Here is a 14219-nt window from a genome sequence, read left to right as displayed (position 1 = left end):
ATGAGCGATAATCGCAGTGGTGAGAACACGGGTGGCGACCCGGAGCCTGACGGTGGCGTGGTCGAGCCCCCATCCGAGAGCGGCGAGGCGCTGGATATCGAGTCGTTGTCGGACAGCGAACTACGTGCGAAGTTCAGGGAGGTCGAGAACGAGCGCGACCAGGCCCAGAACCGGGTCGAAGAGCTCGAAGATACCGTCGAGGACCAGCAACACCGACTGTACGACCTCGAGGGGTCACTGGCCGAGCTCCAGGGCGTCGTCAACGCCAACGCCTCGGGCGACCTGACTCGCCGTGCAGATATCGACTCCAACGTCGACTCCGTCGTCGATTTCGTCTCTAGCTACAACCGGATGCTCGACGAGTGGAACACGATGCTCAAGCAGGTCAAGGAGGTCAGCACGTCCGTCGACGATTCCACCTCCGACGTCGAGCAGGAGGTCGAGAAGGTCGAGCAGGAAGGCGAGCAGGTGAGCCAGTCCATCAGCGAGATCGCCGACGGGGCTCACGAACAGAACGAACACCTCCAGCAGGTCGGCGACGAGATGCGCTCGATTTCGGCGACCATCGAAGAGGTCGCAGCCTCGGCGACGGAGGTGGCAAACACCGCGGAAGACTCCGTCGAGAGCGGCGACAGCGCCCAGGAGGCCGCGACCCAGGCCATCGAGGACCTCGAAGCGATGGAGGACAAGACCGAGGAGATGGTCCAGCAGGTCGAACAGCTCTCTGACCTGATGAGCGACATCGAGGAGATTACCGAGTTCATCAACGACGTGGCCGACGACACGAATATGCTCGCGCTGAACGCCAACATCGAGGCGGCCCGTGCCGGCGAAGCGGGCGCGGGCTTTGCCGTCGTCGCCAACGAGGTCAAAGACCTGGCCAACGAGACCAAGGACGCGACCGACGAGATCAGTTCGACAGTCTCGGACGTTCGCGAACAGACCGAGACGACCGTCGAGAATATGTACGAGACCCAGGACGTCGTCTCGCAGGCGAGCACGGCGGTGGACTCGACCATCGACGGGCTCGACGACGTGGTCCACATGATCGACCAGGTCAACTCCTCGATCAAGGAGATAGACAACGCCGTCGACCAGCAGGCGGAGACGACGCAGTCGGTCGTCTCGATGGTCGACGAGGTCAGTGCGGTCAGCGAGGAGACCACCGCAGAAGCGGAGACGGTCGCCGAGGCCGCCGAGAGCCAGGCCGAGTCGCTCACCGACGTCACCCAGGAGGTCGGGGTGATGTCCGAGCGGGCCGAGGAGCTCGGGTCGACGGCCGCACAGTTCACGACCGGCGAGCGCCAGAAACACACGATGTCGAAAGGGGACACCGTCATCGACTTCTGGCACGCGATGGGCGGCTCGAAGTCGCTGCTCCTGCACGACTTCGCCCGTGAGTTCGAGGCCCAACACGGCTCGGTGCACTTCCGACTGTCCTCGCTGGGGAGCTACGATGGGGTCTTAGACGAGAGCCTGGCCGCCGCCGGGACCGAGGAGATGCCCGCCATCGCCCAGATAAACGAGATCGGGAGCATGAAAGCGCGGCTCTCGGGGGCGTTCAAGCCCGCCGAGCGTATCCTCCCGGGGAACTCGAAATCGTCACTGACCGACTCCGTCTCGGACTACTACACCGTCGACGGCGAGTTGCAGTCGGTCCCGTTCAACTCCTCGAATCCCGTGCTGTGTATCAACAGAGATGCCTTCGAGGCCGCCGGCCTGAACCCGGAGAACCCGCCCGAGACCTTCGCGGAGGTCCGGGAGGCCAGCGAGCAACTCGTCAGCGCGGGCGTGGTCGACTACGGCATCACCTTCGCGAACTACTCCTGGTTCGTCGAGCAGTGGTTCGCCGAGGCCGGCCAGGAACTGGTCAACGAGCAGAACGGCCGCGCCGGGGTCCCCGACAAGGCCTACCTCGACAGCGACTTCGGCCACGACTTCTTCCAGTGGTGGACCGACATGGAGGCAGACGGCTTATACCACAACAGCGGTATCAAGGCCCGCGGCAAGGCGAAAAAGACGTTCCACGACGAGCGAGCCGCCATGCTCATCGGCTCGACGTCGTCGCTGGGCTCCATCGAGTCGGGCGCCGAGTTCGACCTGAAGACCGGCTACCTCCCCGTGCTCGACGAGCGCAACGGCGTCCTCGTCGGCGGAGCGTCGCTGTGGATCGGCGACGACCTCGACCCGCAGGTCGAAGATGCCGCCGGGGAGTTCCTCGCGTGGCTGCTCGAACCGGAACAGCAGGCCCGCTGGCACCGCGAGACCGGCTACTTCCCGGTCTGTGACGGCGCCGCCGACCTGCTCAAGCGCGAGGGGTGGTTCGAGGAGAACCCCCACTTCGCCACCGCCTTCGATCAGTTCCAGGAGTCCTCGGACACGCCCGCGACCAACGGCGCACAGATGGGGCCGTTCCCCGAGGTCCGTGGCATCATCGAACAGGCCCGCGCGGAGATGCCCGTCGGCGAAGACATCGGCGACAGTCTGCGAGCGCTGAACAACGAGGTCGAGGCTGAGCTGTTCAGCTGGGACGCCGGTCAGTAGTTCGGGGCTGTCGACCGGTCGTATCCTTCAGGGTCTTTCGTTTTGTTAGGTACTGGTTTTTATTGTGAGCCACTGGCAGTTGAACGCGTTCAAATGCAGCAAGTCGAATACGACTCCACCACAGGTTCGCTGGGTCCGGCCGGTGGCACGAGTCCCGTGTCGGCGCGACCGAGCGCACAATGCCAGCCGACGAACTGCGGTGTGACCGATGTTTGAGGGCATCCTGACCGGGTCGGAAGTCGTCCACGAGTGTCGACGGTGTGGCACCGCCGTCTCGTCGGGTACGGACCAGTGTCCCCACTGCGGGACCGACAGCATCGCCTGCTACCGAGTCGAGTAACTCCTCCCGGGTCGCCGTCGTCCGTGTCGGTGGCATGAGCCAGCCCGGCGCGCCGCTGCTCGACGGACGGAGCGACCGCAAAAAAAGTCGTTCGAGACGGGTCAGCCGAACATCTGGCGCATCATCGGGTGCATCTCCATGAGCTGCTCCTCGGCGATCTCCTCGTACAGCTTGTACGTGATAGAGACCGTCAGCAGCAGCCCCGTCCCGGAGACGTTCCCGATGGTGCCCATCATGTTGGCCATGACGGCCAACAGTCCGACGAGGGCACCGCCGATGACGGTGACCTGCGGGATGTACCGCTCCAGGACCTTCTCGATGACGCCGACGTTCTGGCGGAAGCCGGGAATCTGCATCCCGGAGTTGTGAATCTGCTTCGCCGTCGCCTCGGGGCCCATGTCGGTGGTCTCGACCCAGAAGACGGCGAAGATAGCCCCGCCGATCAGCATGAAGGTCAGGTCCACGCCGATGCGGAGGAGTATCTGCCAGACCTCGTTCGTGGTCGTCCCCTGCAGGAACCACATCCAGTCACCGGGCGACTGGATGGGCGCCAGGTAGTAGAACAGGCCGCCCACCGGCTGGCCGGCGTTGTTGTAGGTACCCAGCCAGCCCGGCATATTCGCGAGTTGCTGGTCGAGGATGCGCCCCAGGAACTGGACGTTTGCCTGCAGCGCGCGGACGAGAATCATCGGCAGGACGCTGGCGTAGATGAGCTTCACGGGGAAGCGACCACGCGCGCCCTTGACCCGGGCGTTCGAGAGCGGAATCTCGACCCGCACCGACTCTGCGTAGACGACGATAGAGAAGATGAGCACCGTCGTCACCAGCGCGAGCAGCCGGCCACCACCGGGCGAGAGGAACAGCGTCTCGATACCCGAGGCCGTAAACAGCGACCCGGTCGCCTGCTGGCCCGTGATGTACAGATACCAGGTGTGGATGATCCCGCTCTGGTTACCGATGAACGGGGTCGACAGCAGGCCGCCCAGCAGTCGCTGGCTGACGCCGGCGATGATGAACAGGCCGATACCGGAGCCGACGCCCCACTTCGAGATGACCTCGTCCATGAAGAGGATGAGGACACCGCCGACGAACATCTGGGCGAAGATGAGCGCTTGCACGCCGGTCGTCCCGATGCCGAGCGACTGCGCGACCGCCGGGTCCGGCGGCAGGAAGTCCGCAGCGAACACCATCGGGATACCCGTCAGGCAGATCATCACGAGCACCAGCAGCTTCTGGAGCCCCTGGTAGAGGATCTGGTCCCGCGGGTCGTCCTGCGTGTTCAACCCGAGCAAGTTCGCCCCACCGAGCAACTGCAAGACGATGGAGGCGGTGACGATGGGTCCGATACCCAGCTGCATGACACTTCCCTGACCGGAGGCCAGAATCGACGCGAATCGTCCGAGCGGGTTCGAGTCCGAGCCGATGTCGAGGCCAAACAGTCCCACGTTCGTCAGGAAGAAGTACAGTATCAACACGCCACCCGTCCAGGCGAGCTTGCGCTTGAACGGGACGTGTCCTTCCGGACGGCGAACTGCCGGCATCCGCACGAGCAGTGGTTCGGCGGTGTCCTTCCAGCTCATTGTGTATCCTTATTCCTCGTCTTCCGCGTCGCCTTCGGTGTCGGCATCTGCCTGCCGTTCCTCACCGAAGTCCGTCAACTTTGCGGTGCCGCCAGCGTCCTCGACTTTCTCGATGGCGCCCGCCGAGAACTCGTCGGCGATGAGGGTGAGTTCGTTGCGGACCTGGCCCGCACCGAGCACCTTCACCACGTCGGCGTCCTCGGCCTCGTCGACGACCTCGCGGGCGTCGATGATGTAGCCGTCGCCGGCCTCCTCTGCGAGGCCGTCGGCCGCGTACAGCACGGCGTTCTCGTCGAGCTCGCGGACGTCGACCGTCGCGACCTCTTCCTGGACCTGCTGGGGGCGCTTGAAGCCGCTCTTGCCGAGCGGCTCGTAGTTGTGGAACTCGTGCTTGTCGCGGCCGGCGGCCCCGCGACCACCGCGGTGACCGGCGCCGCGTCGGTTCTTGTGCGAGCCGCCACCGTGCGTACGGGAGCCGCGCTGTCGTCGTTTCTTGCTCGTCATTATCGCATCGCCTCCAGGAGCGCGTCGATGCCCTCGGTGTCGTGTCGACCGAGTTCACCGCCCTCCTTGGTCGGGTGTTTGATGCCGTCGTGGCCGCCACGTGGCGGATGCAGACGGAGTGTGGGGGAGAGACCCTGCTCCTGCAGCGTCGTCTCCTCGGAGACCAGCGCCCAGGCCAGCCCCTCGATGTCGTCGAACTCGGTGTTCTCTGCGACCCACTCGTCGTCGACGTCGGCGTCGCCCTCGGCGGGCTCGGCGCGCGTCGAAAGCAGGAGTTCGATGGTCTCCTGGCTGGGTTCGCCGAAGGCGACGAAGTCGTTGACCTTCGACACCATGCCGTTGTACGTCTCCGTGTCGGGGACGAGCGTACAGTGGTTGACGTGGTGGATGTTCAGCATCTTCAGCGTGTCGTGGATGTCCGTATCCATGTTCACGTCGCCACGAAGCTGGACGAGTGCTTGCATCACTCGATCACCTCACGTTTCTCGAAGGTACGCTCGGGGACACGGGCTTCGGCCGTGTTCTGGAGCGCGTTGAAGGTAGCCTTCGCGAAGTTGACCGTGGTACGCGTGTTCCCGCTGGAGCGGGTCCAGATGTCCTCGATACCGGCGAGTTCGAGCACCTTGCGGACGGTCTCCCCGCCGGCAAGACCCAGTCCGCGCGGGGCGGGCTGGAGCTCGACCTCGACGCTCCCGGCCTTGCCCTCGGTGCGCAGCGCGACCGTGTGCGGACGGCCACAGCCACACTCCCAGGACCCACAGCCACGGGAGACGTCGATGATGTTCAGTTTGGCCACGTCGATGGCCTTCTGGATGGCACCGCCGACCTGGTCGTCACGCCCTTCTGCGTAGCCGACCAGCCCGTCGCGGTTGCCGACTGCGACGACACAGCGGAACTTCACCCGCCGGCCGGAGTCGGTCATCCGCTGGACCATGTTGATGTCCAGCACTTCGTCTTCCAGATCGGGAACGAGCTGGTCGACGACTTCCGATTCTTTCAGGGGAAGCCCGGAGTTGAGCGCCTCCTGCATGGAGTCGATCTCGCCTTCGACAACCTGCTTGCCGAGGCGTGTGCGGGGTTCCCAGCCGTTATTACCACTCATAGTTCGATGTCACCTTCCAGTAGGGTCTCCCGGGTCTCGTCGAAGTGCTCCGGGAGGTCTGCCGCGTCGAACTCCCCGCTGTACAGCGGTTCGTCCAGCATCTCGGCGTACTCGGCGATGTGGCTGCCGCGCGTGCGCTGCCAGTCGGCGAGTACGTCGTCGTTGTGCGGCACTTCCAGGCCGGCGTCGATTGCGCCTTCCTGTATTGCGAATACTTTGCTTCCGGGGGTCGGGGTGTTAAGGCCGATGTCGAGCACCGCTTCCTCGACGCCAGCGTCGAGCGCGCGGAGGCCTGCGAGCAGCCCGGTGAGGTAGGCCGCGGGCATGTTGCCCGTCGGCGCCTCCCAGCCGTACTCCTCGAGGTCACCGGACTCTGCTGCCGCCAGCGTGCGGTCGCCGTTTGGTCCGAGAGTCACCAGCTGCGCCCTGGTGTGCTTGTTGCTCTTTCGAGCGACAAGGCGGGGCTTGCCGGATTTCAGCAGGCGCAACCGCTGATGGTAATCCGTTCGGGCCTCGCGGCGTCGCCGCATCGGCACCTTGTATCGTGGTCCTGTCGCCATTATGCGTCACCGTGGTTTGCTTCGATGAATCGTTCGAGGTCGGCGACGCTGTCGAACTCGCCACCGCCGGCCTTGTCGTACAGGTCGCGGTAGACGGACTTCGACAGCGTGCCGTCGTCACGCAGTTCGCGCAGCTTCTTTCGCTGTGCGCGGATGCGCGATTCCCAGTTCTTCTTCTCGTTCTGTCGGGCCCCGGCCTTGCCCTTCCGGGAACCGGCTCCCTTCTGGTGACCGTAAGCCTGCTTCTCCTTGCGCTCGCGAGCGCGACCGCGGGAGTTGCCCTTCTTGTCTTTGGCCGTGATGGCACCTTCCTCGACCAGCTCGCGAACGTCCTCGCGAGTGATGGCGTCGGCGATGTCACCCTGGCGGTCGGGGTTGAACCAGACGCGGTCCTTCCCGACGTCGAGGATGTCCGATGCGAGTCGCTTCTGTGCGGACAGATCCGTCATTACTCACTCACCTCGACTTCGACGTAGGTTGGGTTGAGCACGCGGATGCCCGCGTCCTCCGCTTCCTCCTCGATGCGCTCGCGCTTGCGGGCACCGACTTTCGAGGCGATGCGGACGGCCTCGACGTCGCCGTCGACGCCCTCCAGGTCGTCCACGTTGTGGACGCGGACTTCCTCGAAGCCCGAGGGGTGTTTGCCACGGGCCGCCTTCGGCGTTCGGAAGCCGGCTTCGACGGTGGCACCCTTGCCCTTGATACCGCGGCGCTGCTTCGAGAGCTGGCCGCGGGGGCGTCGCCAGGAGGTCGAGACGCGTTTTTTCTTGTGGTGGTCCTGTCGGTTGAACTGCGGGCCACCGACGCGGTGTCGCTGGGCCAGCTGTCGGGCCGTCTCGTCGTCGAGGTCCGGCGTCTTGTCGGCGAGACCGCGGGGCTGGAGCTCCGTCTCCACGTCCTCGGTCTCGGCCTCCTCCTCGCCTTCCTCTTCGACCTCGGCCTCCGTCTCGGTCTCGACTTCGAGACCGCCGACGTCGGCTTTGATTCGGGCCGCCAGCGCGTTGCCGACGCCCTTTGCCTCGGCCAGTTCCGACTGGTCCGCCGCACGGACGTCGTCGACAGTCTGGAAGCCGGCATCGCGAAGCGCGTCGGCCTTGGCCGCACCGACGCCGCTGATGTCGGTCAGTTCCTCGGCTTCGACTGTCTCGTCGTTGGATTCGTCATCTGCCATCAGGCGTCACCTCGGGAGGGTTTCTGGGTGATGTACACCCCGTCCTGGAACACACGCACGTCCTTGTCGTTGATGCGTGTGAGCTGTTCGATGTCCGCGGCGGTCTGGCCAACGGCCTCGATGTCGGGGCCGGTGACGGTCAGCTCCTCGCCGTCGACCGACACGTCGGTGTCACCGTGGACGGTGGTCCGACGCGCGGCCTTCTCGCCGAGGAAGTTCTCGATGACGACTTCGTCGCCTTCGACGTTGACCTGCATCGGGAAGTGAGAGTAGAAGACTTCCATCTCGTACTCCCACCCCTCGACGACGCCGTGGAACATGTTCTCTATGTGGCTCTCGAAGGTCCCGATGGTCGACATCGTCTTGGCGTCGTCCTCGTCGGACTCGACCGCGACGACGTCGTCCGCGACTGTGACGTCGATGTCGGGATACCAGAGCCGACGTGTGACTGTCCCTTCCGGACCCTCGACCGTGAGGTCGAGATGGTCCTGGGAGACAGACACGTCCTCCGGAATCTCCAGTTCTACTCGTGGCATTGTTAGTACACGTACGCGATTACTTGGCCACCGACGCCTTCCTCACGAGCCTCGTAGTGGCTCATGATGCCGTGGCTGGTCGTCACGACGAGGGTCCCGTAGTCACGGGCAGGGAGGAACCGCTTCTCCCACTTCTCGAACTCGTCTGCGCCCGCAGAGTAACGGGGCTTGACCGGGCCACACTCGTTGATGGCTCCTTTCAGTTCGACCTCGAACTCACCGGCTTTGCCGTCGTCGACGAAGCTGAATCCGTCGATGTACCCGCGGTCGTAGAAGACCTCGAGTACGCTACCGATCTCGTTCGAGGCGGGCGATACCGTCTGCTCCAGATGCCCGACGCTCTCGGCGTTGTTGAGTGCCGACAGTGCGTTGGCGAATGGGTCGTTTCCTGTCATGGTTAGCTGTACTTCTTGAAGCCCATGCCCCGGGAGATCTCCCGGAAGCACTGGCGACACAGCCAGATGTCGTACTTGCCGACGAGTCCCTGCTCGCGCCCGCAGCGCTGGCAGGACTCTAGCTGGCCCGTACGCTCGTCGTTGGCCTGTTGGGTTTCACTTTCGCTCATTCGCTCACCTCAACGTCGAAGGTCGACTCGATGAACGCGGTCGCGTCCTCGGGGTTGAGTCGATGGTTCGAGGGAATCGAACGGGACGCCTTGTCCCGCTTGGCGACGCGGTAGCCCGGCCGGACGAGGTTGACCGTGACGTCCAGCCCGTAGATTCCGATGCTCGGGTCGTACTCCTGGCTCGGGAACTCCGTGTGTTCCTCGACGCCGAAACTGAAGTTGCCGGTGTCGTCGAACTGGCTCTCGGCCAGCTCGGCGAGTGGCAGCGCGGTCTCGAGGAACGCCTCGGCGTCGTCGCCACGCAGCGTGACCTTCGCGCCGATGGGGTCGCCCTGGCGGATGTCGAACTCGCCGACGGTTCGTTTCGCTCGCGTTCGAACCGGGCTCTGGTCGGTAATCTCCGTGATGATGTCCTCGGCGTTTGCCAGGTCCTGACCACCGTGGCCGATACCCATGTGGACGACGACCTTCTCGATGCTCGGTTCGCGCATCTCGTGGAAGTCGGCCGAGTCGGCGTCACTACTCATCATCATCACCCGTGAAGTTCTCGTCGATGACGACGACGTACTCTTCGACCGTCTCGAAGCCACCGTCTTCCTGTTCGACGAGCACGTTGTTCTGGGCCGAGCCGGGGGTGACCTGAATCTCGTCGACCGTGCCGATCTCGCCCGCGTGGGCACCGTCGACGGCGGTGACGAGCGCGCCCTCTTCGTACTCGAAGTGGGCGATGATGTCGCTTTCCTCGTTGTCGACGACGATGGAGTCGCCGCCGGAGTAGTCGTCGGCGTCCTCGACGATGAGGGTCTCACCGTCGTGGAGAGCGAGCTGGACGTCGCCACCGGCGACGTGGGTCTTGTTGACGATCTTCCCGAGCTTGGACTCGGCGGCGTCGGCCTCGATGGCCGTCAGCGCCAGCCGTCCACCCTCGCCGGGGAAGACGCGGTAGTACTCCTCGCGCTGGGTGAAGGCCATGATGTCGAACATCCCGACGGGCCGTTCCTCGTCGGAGACCGCCTTCCCGTTGATGAGGACGTTGTCCTCGTTGAGCGCATAGCGCGCTTCCTTGCGGTTGTCGGCGTAGCCCAGCACGTCCCGCAGGACGATGAGGAGGGGGACCCCCGACTCACCGTGCGGGCCGGCACCGGCCTTGACCGTAAACGTTGCCGTCTTGCGCTCGACGGGCCAGCTGTTTGGCACCGACAGGCGTTTCTGATGTTTGCTCATGCGGTATCATCCTCCGATTCGAGGCGCTCCACGCGTCGGTCGTCCTCGGTGTTCAGGTCCGTGACCCGAACGTTCGAGGTGTCGAGTGGACGGGGGACTTCCTCGCCGTCGGTGGTCTCCAGGGTGACGTCCTCCACGTGGATGACGGCATCCGAGAGGTCGACAGTGAGGACCTCGCCCGACTCGCCGGCGTAGTCGCCACGGAGCACCTCGACGGTGTCCCCGGCGTTGACGCGGACGTTGCGCTGGTCGTACTCCTCGCGGAGGTCCTCGTCCAGCGTGGCCCGCACCTGCTTGTGTCGCTCGTGCAGCGGAGCGTCTCGGTCGCTCTTTCGCTGTTTGTCTGGTTGCGTTGTCATGGTTCTATACGATCATCGTCGCTGCGGAGGCGACACTCCCGAACCGTTCCGCGACTTCCCGCGAGATGGGACCCTTGAGTTCGGTCCCGCGCGGGTCCTCGTTCTCGTCCACGATGACAGCCGCGTTGTCTTCGAACTTGACGCGGGTGCCGTCGGGACGGCGGATGGGTTTGCGCTGGCGGACGACGACGGCTTCGAGCACCTGGCGACGCATTTCGGGCGTCCCCTTGGTGACCGAGACCGTGATCTTGTCGCCCAGCCCCGCCTTCGGGTGGCGGTTCTTCGTCCCCGAGTAGCCGTGAACGGAGATGACCTTCAGCTGGCGTGCGCCGGTGTTGTCGGCACACGTGATCAGCGAGCCCTTCTCCAGGCCCTGGGTGACGTCGGCGTTCATTGCCTCCATTATTGCTCACCGTCCTCGATAGCCACAACGACGTGGCTCTTCGTCTTCGAGAGCGGTCGACACTCTGCTATCGTGACCGTGTCACCGACCGCGAGGTCGAGACAATCGGGTGCGTGAGCCGGGACGCGGCTCCGCCGCTTCATAAAGCGGTCGTATTTGGGCACCTTCACGTCGTACTCGCGTTCGACGACGACGGTCTTCTCCATGTCAGTGGAAGCGACCTCTCCGTCCAGTGTCTGGCCCCGCACGGAGAGCTCTCCGTGGAAGGGGCAGTTCTGGTCGGAACAGGCCGTCTCCGGTTCCTGTACGTTCAGTCCTAGCGCCATTTGGAATCACCTGCGTTCGCTGTGCGTCGAGCGGGACGGTCGACGAGTCGCTCGCCCTCCACCCGAACGGTCTGTCCGTCCAGGTCGAACGCGAACGTCGCGCTGTCCTTCGGCACGTGCCACACCCGAGTGTCTCTCTCGACAGTCAGCAGCTGTGTCGTCTCCATGACGACGCTGCCGCTGATACCGATAGCGTCCGGGTTGGACGCCGCGACGACCTCGACGTCGAGGCCGACGAGTTCGTGTCGTGTGAGCGTCTCGGGTGTCAGTGGCATTATTCGTCCTCCGACTGGAGGTCGCCTTCTTCGCCCTGAATCGTCTTGATTCGGGCGATGGCCTTCTTCAGTTCCTTGATGCGACCCGGGTTGTCCGGGGCGCCGCCCGCCGCCAGCGTGGCGCGAGCGTTGAGCAGCTCCGTCTTGAGGTCCTCTAACTCCGCCTCTCGCTCGGCGGGGGTCATGTCGCGAATCTCCTGGACGTGGAGGACGGCCATTACTGCTCAGCCTCCTCTTCGTCGTCGTCCATCTCGTCCATGAGCTCCTCGGCTTCCGCCTCGGTCTCCTCGTCGAGTTCCTCGTCGACGGCCTCTTCGAGTTCGTCGACGTCGACGTCCTCGACGTCGTCGTCGGTGGGGACGTCGACTTCTTCTTCGATGACCTCTTCGTCGGGAGCGTCGTCGGCTGGCTCGGCGGCAGCGGCCTCGTCGGCCGCAACCTCTGCCTCGGTGGCCTCCTCGGGCTCGCCTTCGAGCAGCTCCTCGACGGACTCGCCGTCCGTGTCGGCGACGTAGTCCTCGACCTCGACGTCGTCGTAGACCTCGAAGTCGTCGGGGAGTTCCGCGTTCGGCGGGATGATCTTCACCTGGACACCGATGGTGCCCAGCTTCATCACCGCGACGCCGACGCCGCTGTCGACGATGTCCTCGGCGGGTTCACCGTTGTGCTTGATGTAGCCGCGGTTGAACTTCTCCACACGCGAGCGGGCGCCCGTGACCTTCCCTGAGAGGACGATCTCGGCACCGAGCGCACCGGACTCCATGATGCGGTCGATGGTGGTGTGGCCGGCCTTGCGGAAGTACCAGCCACGTTCGAGGGCGTTGCCCAGGCGGTCCGCGACGATGCGGGCGTTGAGGTCCGGCTCCTCGACTTCCTGGACGTCGACCTGCGGGTCGTCGAGGTTGAACCGCTCCTCGAGTTCCGTCGTGATCTTCCGGATGTTCTTCCCGCCCTTGCCGATGACCATCCCTGGCTTCTCGGCTTTGAGGACGATCTGGGTACCCATCGGCGTCTTGGCGACGTCCATGCCGCCGTAGCCGGCGCGACCGAGTTCGTCCGCGAAGAACTCGTCGATCTGGGTCCGCTGGAGGCCGTCCTCGATGAACTGCTGTTCGTCGGCCATTAGCCTTCGACCTCCTCGAGGATGAGTTCGACGTCGACCTGCGTGGAGTTCCACGCCGAGGCCCGACCCATCGCACGCGGTTTTCGACCCTGCGACTCGCCGACCTTGTGGGCGGCGACGTGCATGATCTCCATGGCTTCACCGTCGAAGCCCTGGTGGTCGGCGTTGCCGATGGCGTTCTCGAGCAGGTCCTGGAAGGCCTCGCTGGCCTTCTTCGGGAACCGACCGGCGTCCCACCCGTCGACCTTCGACTTGTGGCCGACACCGGAGTTGTGCTGTTTGAACGCGACCGGCTGGTCGCCGGCGATAACGCTATCGAGGAACTCGACGGCCTCGCCGGCCGTCTTGCCCTTGATTTCGCGGGCGATAGCCTTGCTGTGCTTGAAGCTCATCTGCCGCTCCCGAAGCATCGCTTTCGCGGTGGCGTCCGGGTCGGCGTCGACTGAGTAGCTGATTCCCATGATTACTTGAGCGGTACGAATTTCGAGGAGCGTGTCGCCCCGATACCGGCCTGACCGTGTTCGACCGAGCTGCGGGTGAGCTGGAACTCACCGAGGTAGTGGCCGAGCATCTCCGGCTCGACGCGCACGCGCTCGAACTCCTGACCGTTGTGGACGGCGAAGGTGAGGTCGACCATCACCGGCAGCACCGGCATGTCGCGCAGGTGCGTGCGGATGGGGTTGTTGGCCGTCGCCTCCTCCTCGGCGTCGCGGGCCTTCGCGAGGAGCTTCTGCTTTTCCTCGGTCAGACCGCGTTCGATACTTCGCCGCTGGCGAGCGGGGAGCAGTTCCGCGACTTCCTCGAGCTCCATGTCCTGCAGCTCGTCGAGCGTGTGGCCTCGGAAGGTAAACTCTCCCTCGTGGCCGATTTGATACTCTGAACTCATTCGTTACCACCTCGACCGGTCCGCTTCGAGGCGATGTCCCCGACTTTGCGGCCCGGTGGGGCGTTGCGGGAGATGGACTTGGGCTTGCCCGGGTGCTGTCGGCCACCGCCACCGAAGGGGTGGTCGACGGCGTTCATCGCGACACCACGGACGCGTGGGTACTTCGTCCCGCGGGCTTTCATCTTGTGGTGCTTCTTGCCGGCCTTGACGAACGGCTTGTCCGTCCGGCCGCCACCGGCGACGACGCCGATGGTCGCACGGCACTGCGGGTCCAGTCGCTTCATCTCCCCGGAGGGGAGCTTCACGACCGCGACGTTGCGGTCGTGGGTGAGCAGCGTGGCGTTGACGCCCGACGAGCGGGCGAAGCGGCCACCGTCACCGGGGCTGGACTCGACGTTACACACCGGAACCCCCTCGGGAATCTCCGCGAGTGGGAGCGTGTTCCCGGGGGCGATCTCGGCGCTGACGCCGACCTGCAGTTCGTCGCCCACGCCCACGCCTTCCGGCGCGAGCACGAGGCGGTGGTCGCCGTCCTCGAACTCGACGGCCGCGACGGGCGCCGAGCGGGCCGGGTCGTGTTCGATGTCGACGACTTCGCCGGCGATAACGTCGCCGTCTTCGACTTTGCGGTGCTCCAGGTCTGCTTTGTAGCGGTGCGAGGGCGCCCGGAACGTGGACGTCCCGCGACCGCGTCGTTGTCCCTGAATTCGTCGTCCCATGG

At 64.8% G+C, this 14219-nt stretch carries 23 protein-coding genes; 2 read left to right on the top strand and 21 right to left on the bottom strand.

The window, feature by feature from the left end:
- Entirely contained in the window at positions 1–2544 is a 2544-nt protein-coding gene (locus EGD98_RS14880; RefSeq protein WP_220589149.1) for a methyl-accepting chemotaxis protein, read from the top strand.
- Positions 2545–2752: 208 nt separating this feature from the next.
- Positions 2753–2884: a hypothetical protein gene (locus EGD98_RS21055; RefSeq protein WP_268899173.1), complete on the top strand. Its 132-nt coding sequence runs from the start codon at positions 2753–2755 to the stop codon at positions 2882–2884.
- A gap of 101 nt (positions 2885–2985) precedes the next feature.
- Here EGD98_RS21055 and secY read toward each other — a convergent pair whose 3' ends face one another.
- The 21 genes from secY to EGD98_RS14775 are packed head-to-tail and all read right to left on the bottom strand — an operon-like array spanning position 2986 to position 14217.
- Positions 2986–4464, bottom strand: a complete 1479-nt coding sequence (secY, locus tag EGD98_RS14875; protein ID WP_220589148.1) for a preprotein translocase subunit SecY — start codon at positions 4462–4464, stop codon at positions 2986–2988.
- 9 nt (positions 4465–4473) lie between these two features.
- A complete protein-coding gene (locus EGD98_RS14870) occupies positions 4474–4968 on the bottom strand; it encodes an uL15m family ribosomal protein (protein WP_220589147.1) in 495 nt (164 codons plus the stop codon).
- A complete protein-coding gene (rpmD, locus tag EGD98_RS14865) occupies positions 4968–5432 on the bottom strand; it encodes a 50S ribosomal protein L30 (protein WP_220589146.1) in 465 nt (154 codons plus the stop codon). The genes EGD98_RS14870 and rpmD overlap by 1 nt, the downstream gene beginning before the upstream one ends.
- Positions 5432–6070 (bottom strand): 30S ribosomal protein S5, encoded by a 639-nt coding sequence (locus EGD98_RS14860; protein WP_220589145.1) that lies wholly within the window; start codon positions 6068–6070, stop codon positions 5432–5434. The genes rpmD and EGD98_RS14860 overlap by 1 nt, the downstream gene beginning before the upstream one ends.
- Entirely contained in the window at positions 6067–6630 is a 564-nt protein-coding gene (locus EGD98_RS14855; RefSeq protein ID WP_220589144.1) for a 50S ribosomal protein L18, read from the bottom strand. Before EGD98_RS14855 ends, EGD98_RS14860 begins: the two co-directional genes overlap by 4 nt.
- Positions 6630–7079 carry a 50S ribosomal protein L19e gene (locus tag EGD98_RS14850; protein ID WP_220589143.1) on the bottom strand — a complete coding sequence of 150 codons (450 nt, stop codon included), beginning with the start codon at positions 7077–7079 and terminating at the stop codon, positions 6630–6632. Before EGD98_RS14850 ends, EGD98_RS14855 begins: the two co-directional genes overlap by 1 nt.
- Positions 7079–7801: a 50S ribosomal protein L32e gene (locus EGD98_RS14845; protein WP_220589142.1), complete on the bottom strand. Its 723-nt coding sequence runs from the start codon at positions 7799–7801 to the stop codon at positions 7079–7081. The genes EGD98_RS14850 and EGD98_RS14845 overlap by 1 nt, the downstream gene beginning before the upstream one ends.
- On the bottom strand, positions 7801–8337 hold the full coding sequence (locus EGD98_RS14840) for a 50S ribosomal protein L6 (RefSeq protein WP_220589141.1): 537 nt from the start codon (positions 8335–8337) through the stop codon (positions 7801–7803). Before EGD98_RS14840 ends, EGD98_RS14845 begins: the two co-directional genes overlap by 1 nt.
- Before the next feature lie 2 nt (positions 8338–8339).
- A complete protein-coding gene (locus EGD98_RS14835) occupies positions 8340–8732 on the bottom strand; it encodes a 30S ribosomal protein S8 (RefSeq protein ID WP_220589140.1) in 393 nt (130 codons plus the stop codon).
- A 2-nt stretch (positions 8733–8734) separates the two neighbouring features.
- Complete coding sequence (locus EGD98_RS14830; RefSeq protein ID WP_220589139.1) at positions 8735–8902, bottom strand: 30S ribosomal protein S14; 168 nt, start codon at positions 8900–8902, stop codon at positions 8735–8737.
- A complete protein-coding gene (locus EGD98_RS14825) occupies positions 8899–9429 on the bottom strand; it encodes a 50S ribosomal protein L5 (RefSeq protein ID WP_220589138.1) in 531 nt (176 codons plus the stop codon). The genes EGD98_RS14830 and EGD98_RS14825 overlap by 4 nt, the downstream gene beginning before the upstream one ends.
- Positions 9422–10126, bottom strand: a complete 705-nt coding sequence (locus tag EGD98_RS14820) for a 30S ribosomal protein S4e (RefSeq protein ID WP_220589137.1) — start codon at positions 10124–10126, stop codon at positions 9422–9424. The genes EGD98_RS14825 and EGD98_RS14820 overlap by 8 nt, the downstream gene beginning before the upstream one ends.
- Complete coding sequence (rplX, locus tag EGD98_RS14815) at positions 10123–10485, bottom strand: 50S ribosomal protein L24 (RefSeq protein WP_220589136.1); 363 nt, start codon at positions 10483–10485, stop codon at positions 10123–10125. The genes EGD98_RS14820 and rplX overlap by 4 nt, the downstream gene beginning before the upstream one ends.
- A gap of 4 nt (positions 10486–10489) precedes the next feature.
- Positions 10490–10888 carry a 50S ribosomal protein L14 gene (locus EGD98_RS14810; protein ID WP_220589135.1) on the bottom strand — a complete coding sequence of 133 codons (399 nt, stop codon included), beginning with the start codon at positions 10886–10888 and terminating at the stop codon, positions 10490–10492.
- Complete coding sequence (locus EGD98_RS14805; protein WP_220589134.1) at positions 10888–11214, bottom strand: 30S ribosomal protein S17; 327 nt, start codon at positions 11212–11214, stop codon at positions 10888–10890. The genes EGD98_RS14810 and EGD98_RS14805 overlap by 1 nt, the downstream gene beginning before the upstream one ends.
- Positions 11205–11489, bottom strand: coding sequence for a ribonuclease P protein component 1 (locus EGD98_RS14800; protein WP_220589133.1), 285 nt, complete (start codon positions 11487–11489; stop codon positions 11205–11207). Before EGD98_RS14800 ends, EGD98_RS14805 begins: the two co-directional genes overlap by 10 nt.
- Positions 11489–11707 carry a 50S ribosomal protein L29 gene (gene rpmC, locus EGD98_RS14795; protein WP_220589132.1) on the bottom strand — a complete coding sequence of 73 codons (219 nt, stop codon included), beginning with the start codon at positions 11705–11707 and terminating at the stop codon, positions 11489–11491. Before rpmC ends, EGD98_RS14800 begins: the two co-directional genes overlap by 1 nt.
- Entirely contained in the window at positions 11707–12612 is a 906-nt protein-coding gene (locus EGD98_RS14790; protein ID WP_220589131.1) for a 30S ribosomal protein S3, read from the bottom strand. Before EGD98_RS14790 ends, rpmC begins: the two co-directional genes overlap by 1 nt.
- Positions 12612–13073 carry a 50S ribosomal protein L22 gene (locus tag EGD98_RS14785; RefSeq protein ID WP_220589130.1) on the bottom strand — a complete coding sequence of 154 codons (462 nt, stop codon included), beginning with the start codon at positions 13071–13073 and terminating at the stop codon, positions 12612–12614. The genes EGD98_RS14790 and EGD98_RS14785 overlap by 1 nt, the downstream gene beginning before the upstream one ends.
- Before the next feature lie 2 nt (positions 13074–13075).
- Positions 13076–13498, bottom strand: a complete 423-nt coding sequence (locus tag EGD98_RS14780) for a 30S ribosomal protein S19 (RefSeq protein ID WP_220589129.1) — start codon at positions 13496–13498, stop codon at positions 13076–13078.
- Positions 13495–14217: a 50S ribosomal protein L2 gene (locus tag EGD98_RS14775; protein WP_220589128.1), complete on the bottom strand. Its 723-nt coding sequence runs from the start codon at positions 14215–14217 to the stop codon at positions 13495–13497. Before EGD98_RS14775 ends, EGD98_RS14780 begins: the two co-directional genes overlap by 4 nt.
- Positions 14218–14219 lie beyond the last annotated feature (2 nt).

It is taken from the genome of Haloarcula salinisoli, from assembly GCF_019599405.1.
Lineage (GTDB): Archaea > Halobacteriota > Halobacteria > Halobacteriales > Haloarculaceae > Haloarcula > Haloarcula salinisoli.
Note: the sequence above shows the minus strand (reverse complement) of the source record. Positions and strands in the feature narration are given on the sequence as shown.

What these genes read in the sequence shown, in the direction of transcription:
- EGD98_RS14880 (WP_220589149.1), top strand. Translation starts at nt 1, where the DNA reads ATGAGCGATAATCGCAGTGGTGAGAACACGGGTGGCGACCCGGAGCCT.
- EGD98_RS21055 (WP_268899173.1), top strand. Translation starts at nt 2,753, where the DNA reads ATGTTTGAGGGCATCCTGACCGGGTCGGAAGTCGTCCACGAGTGTCGA.
- secY (WP_220589148.1), bottom strand. Translation starts at nt 4,464, where the DNA reads ATGAGCTGGAAGGACACCGCCGAACCACTGCTCGTGCGGATGCCGGCA.
- EGD98_RS14870 (WP_220589147.1), bottom strand. Translation starts at nt 4,968, where the DNA reads ATGACGAGCAAGAAACGACGACAGCGCGGCTCCCGTACGCACGGTGGC.
- rpmD (WP_220589146.1), bottom strand. Translation starts at nt 5,432, where the DNA reads ATGCAAGCACTCGTCCAGCTTCGTGGCGACGTGAACATGGATACGGAC.
- EGD98_RS14860 (WP_220589145.1), bottom strand. Translation starts at nt 6,070, where the DNA reads ATGAGTGGTAATAACGGCTGGGAACCCCGCACACGCCTCGGCAAGCAG.
- EGD98_RS14855 (WP_220589144.1), bottom strand. Translation starts at nt 6,630, where the DNA reads ATGGCGACAGGACCACGATACAAGGTGCCGATGCGGCGACGCCGCGAG.
- EGD98_RS14850 (WP_220589143.1), bottom strand. Translation starts at nt 7,079, where the DNA reads ATGACGGATCTGTCCGCACAGAAGCGACTCGCATCGGACATCCTCGAC.
- EGD98_RS14845 (WP_220589142.1), bottom strand. Translation starts at nt 7,801, where the DNA reads ATGGCAGATGACGAATCCAACGACGAGACAGTCGAAGCCGAGGAACTG.
- EGD98_RS14840 (WP_220589141.1), bottom strand. Translation starts at nt 8,337, where the DNA reads ATGCCACGAGTAGAACTGGAGATTCCGGAGGACGTGTCTGTCTCCCAG.
- EGD98_RS14835 (WP_220589140.1), bottom strand. Translation starts at nt 8,732, where the DNA reads ATGACAGGAAACGACCCATTCGCCAACGCACTGTCGGCACTCAACAAC.
- EGD98_RS14830 (WP_220589139.1), bottom strand. Translation starts at nt 8,902, where the DNA reads ATGAGCGAAAGTGAAACCCAACAGGCCAACGACGAGCGTACGGGCCAG.
- EGD98_RS14825 (WP_220589138.1), bottom strand. Translation starts at nt 9,429, where the DNA reads ATGAGTAGTGACGCCGACTCGGCCGACTTCCACGAGATGCGCGAACCG.
- EGD98_RS14820 (WP_220589137.1), bottom strand. Translation starts at nt 10,126, where the DNA reads ATGAGCAAACATCAGAAACGCCTGTCGGTGCCAAACAGCTGGCCCGTC.
- rplX (WP_220589136.1), bottom strand. Translation starts at nt 10,485, where the DNA reads ATGACAACGCAACCAGACAAACAGCGAAAGAGCGACCGAGACGCTCCG.
- EGD98_RS14810 (WP_220589135.1), bottom strand. Translation starts at nt 10,888, where the DNA reads ATGGAGGCAATGAACGCCGACGTCACCCAGGGCCTGGAGAAGGGCTCG.
- EGD98_RS14805 (WP_220589134.1), bottom strand. Translation starts at nt 11,214, where the DNA reads ATGGCGCTAGGACTGAACGTACAGGAACCGGAGACGGCCTGTTCCGAC.
- EGD98_RS14800 (WP_220589133.1), bottom strand. Translation starts at nt 11,489, where the DNA reads ATGCCACTGACACCCGAGACGCTCACACGACACGAACTCGTCGGCCTC.
- rpmC (WP_220589132.1), bottom strand. Translation starts at nt 11,707, where the DNA reads ATGGCCGTCCTCCACGTCCAGGAGATTCGCGACATGACCCCCGCCGAG.
- EGD98_RS14790 (WP_220589131.1), bottom strand. Translation starts at nt 12,612, where the DNA reads ATGGCCGACGAACAGCAGTTCATCGAGGACGGCCTCCAGCGGACCCAG.
- EGD98_RS14785 (WP_220589130.1), bottom strand. Translation starts at nt 13,073, where the DNA reads ATGGGAATCAGCTACTCAGTCGACGCCGACCCGGACGCCACCGCGAAA.
- EGD98_RS14780 (WP_220589129.1), bottom strand. Translation starts at nt 13,498, where the DNA reads ATGAGTTCAGAGTATCAAATCGGCCACGAGGGAGAGTTTACCTTCCGA.
- EGD98_RS14775 (WP_220589128.1), bottom strand. Translation starts at nt 14,217, where the DNA reads ATGGGACGACGAATTCAGGGACAACGACGCGGTCGCGGGACGTCCACG.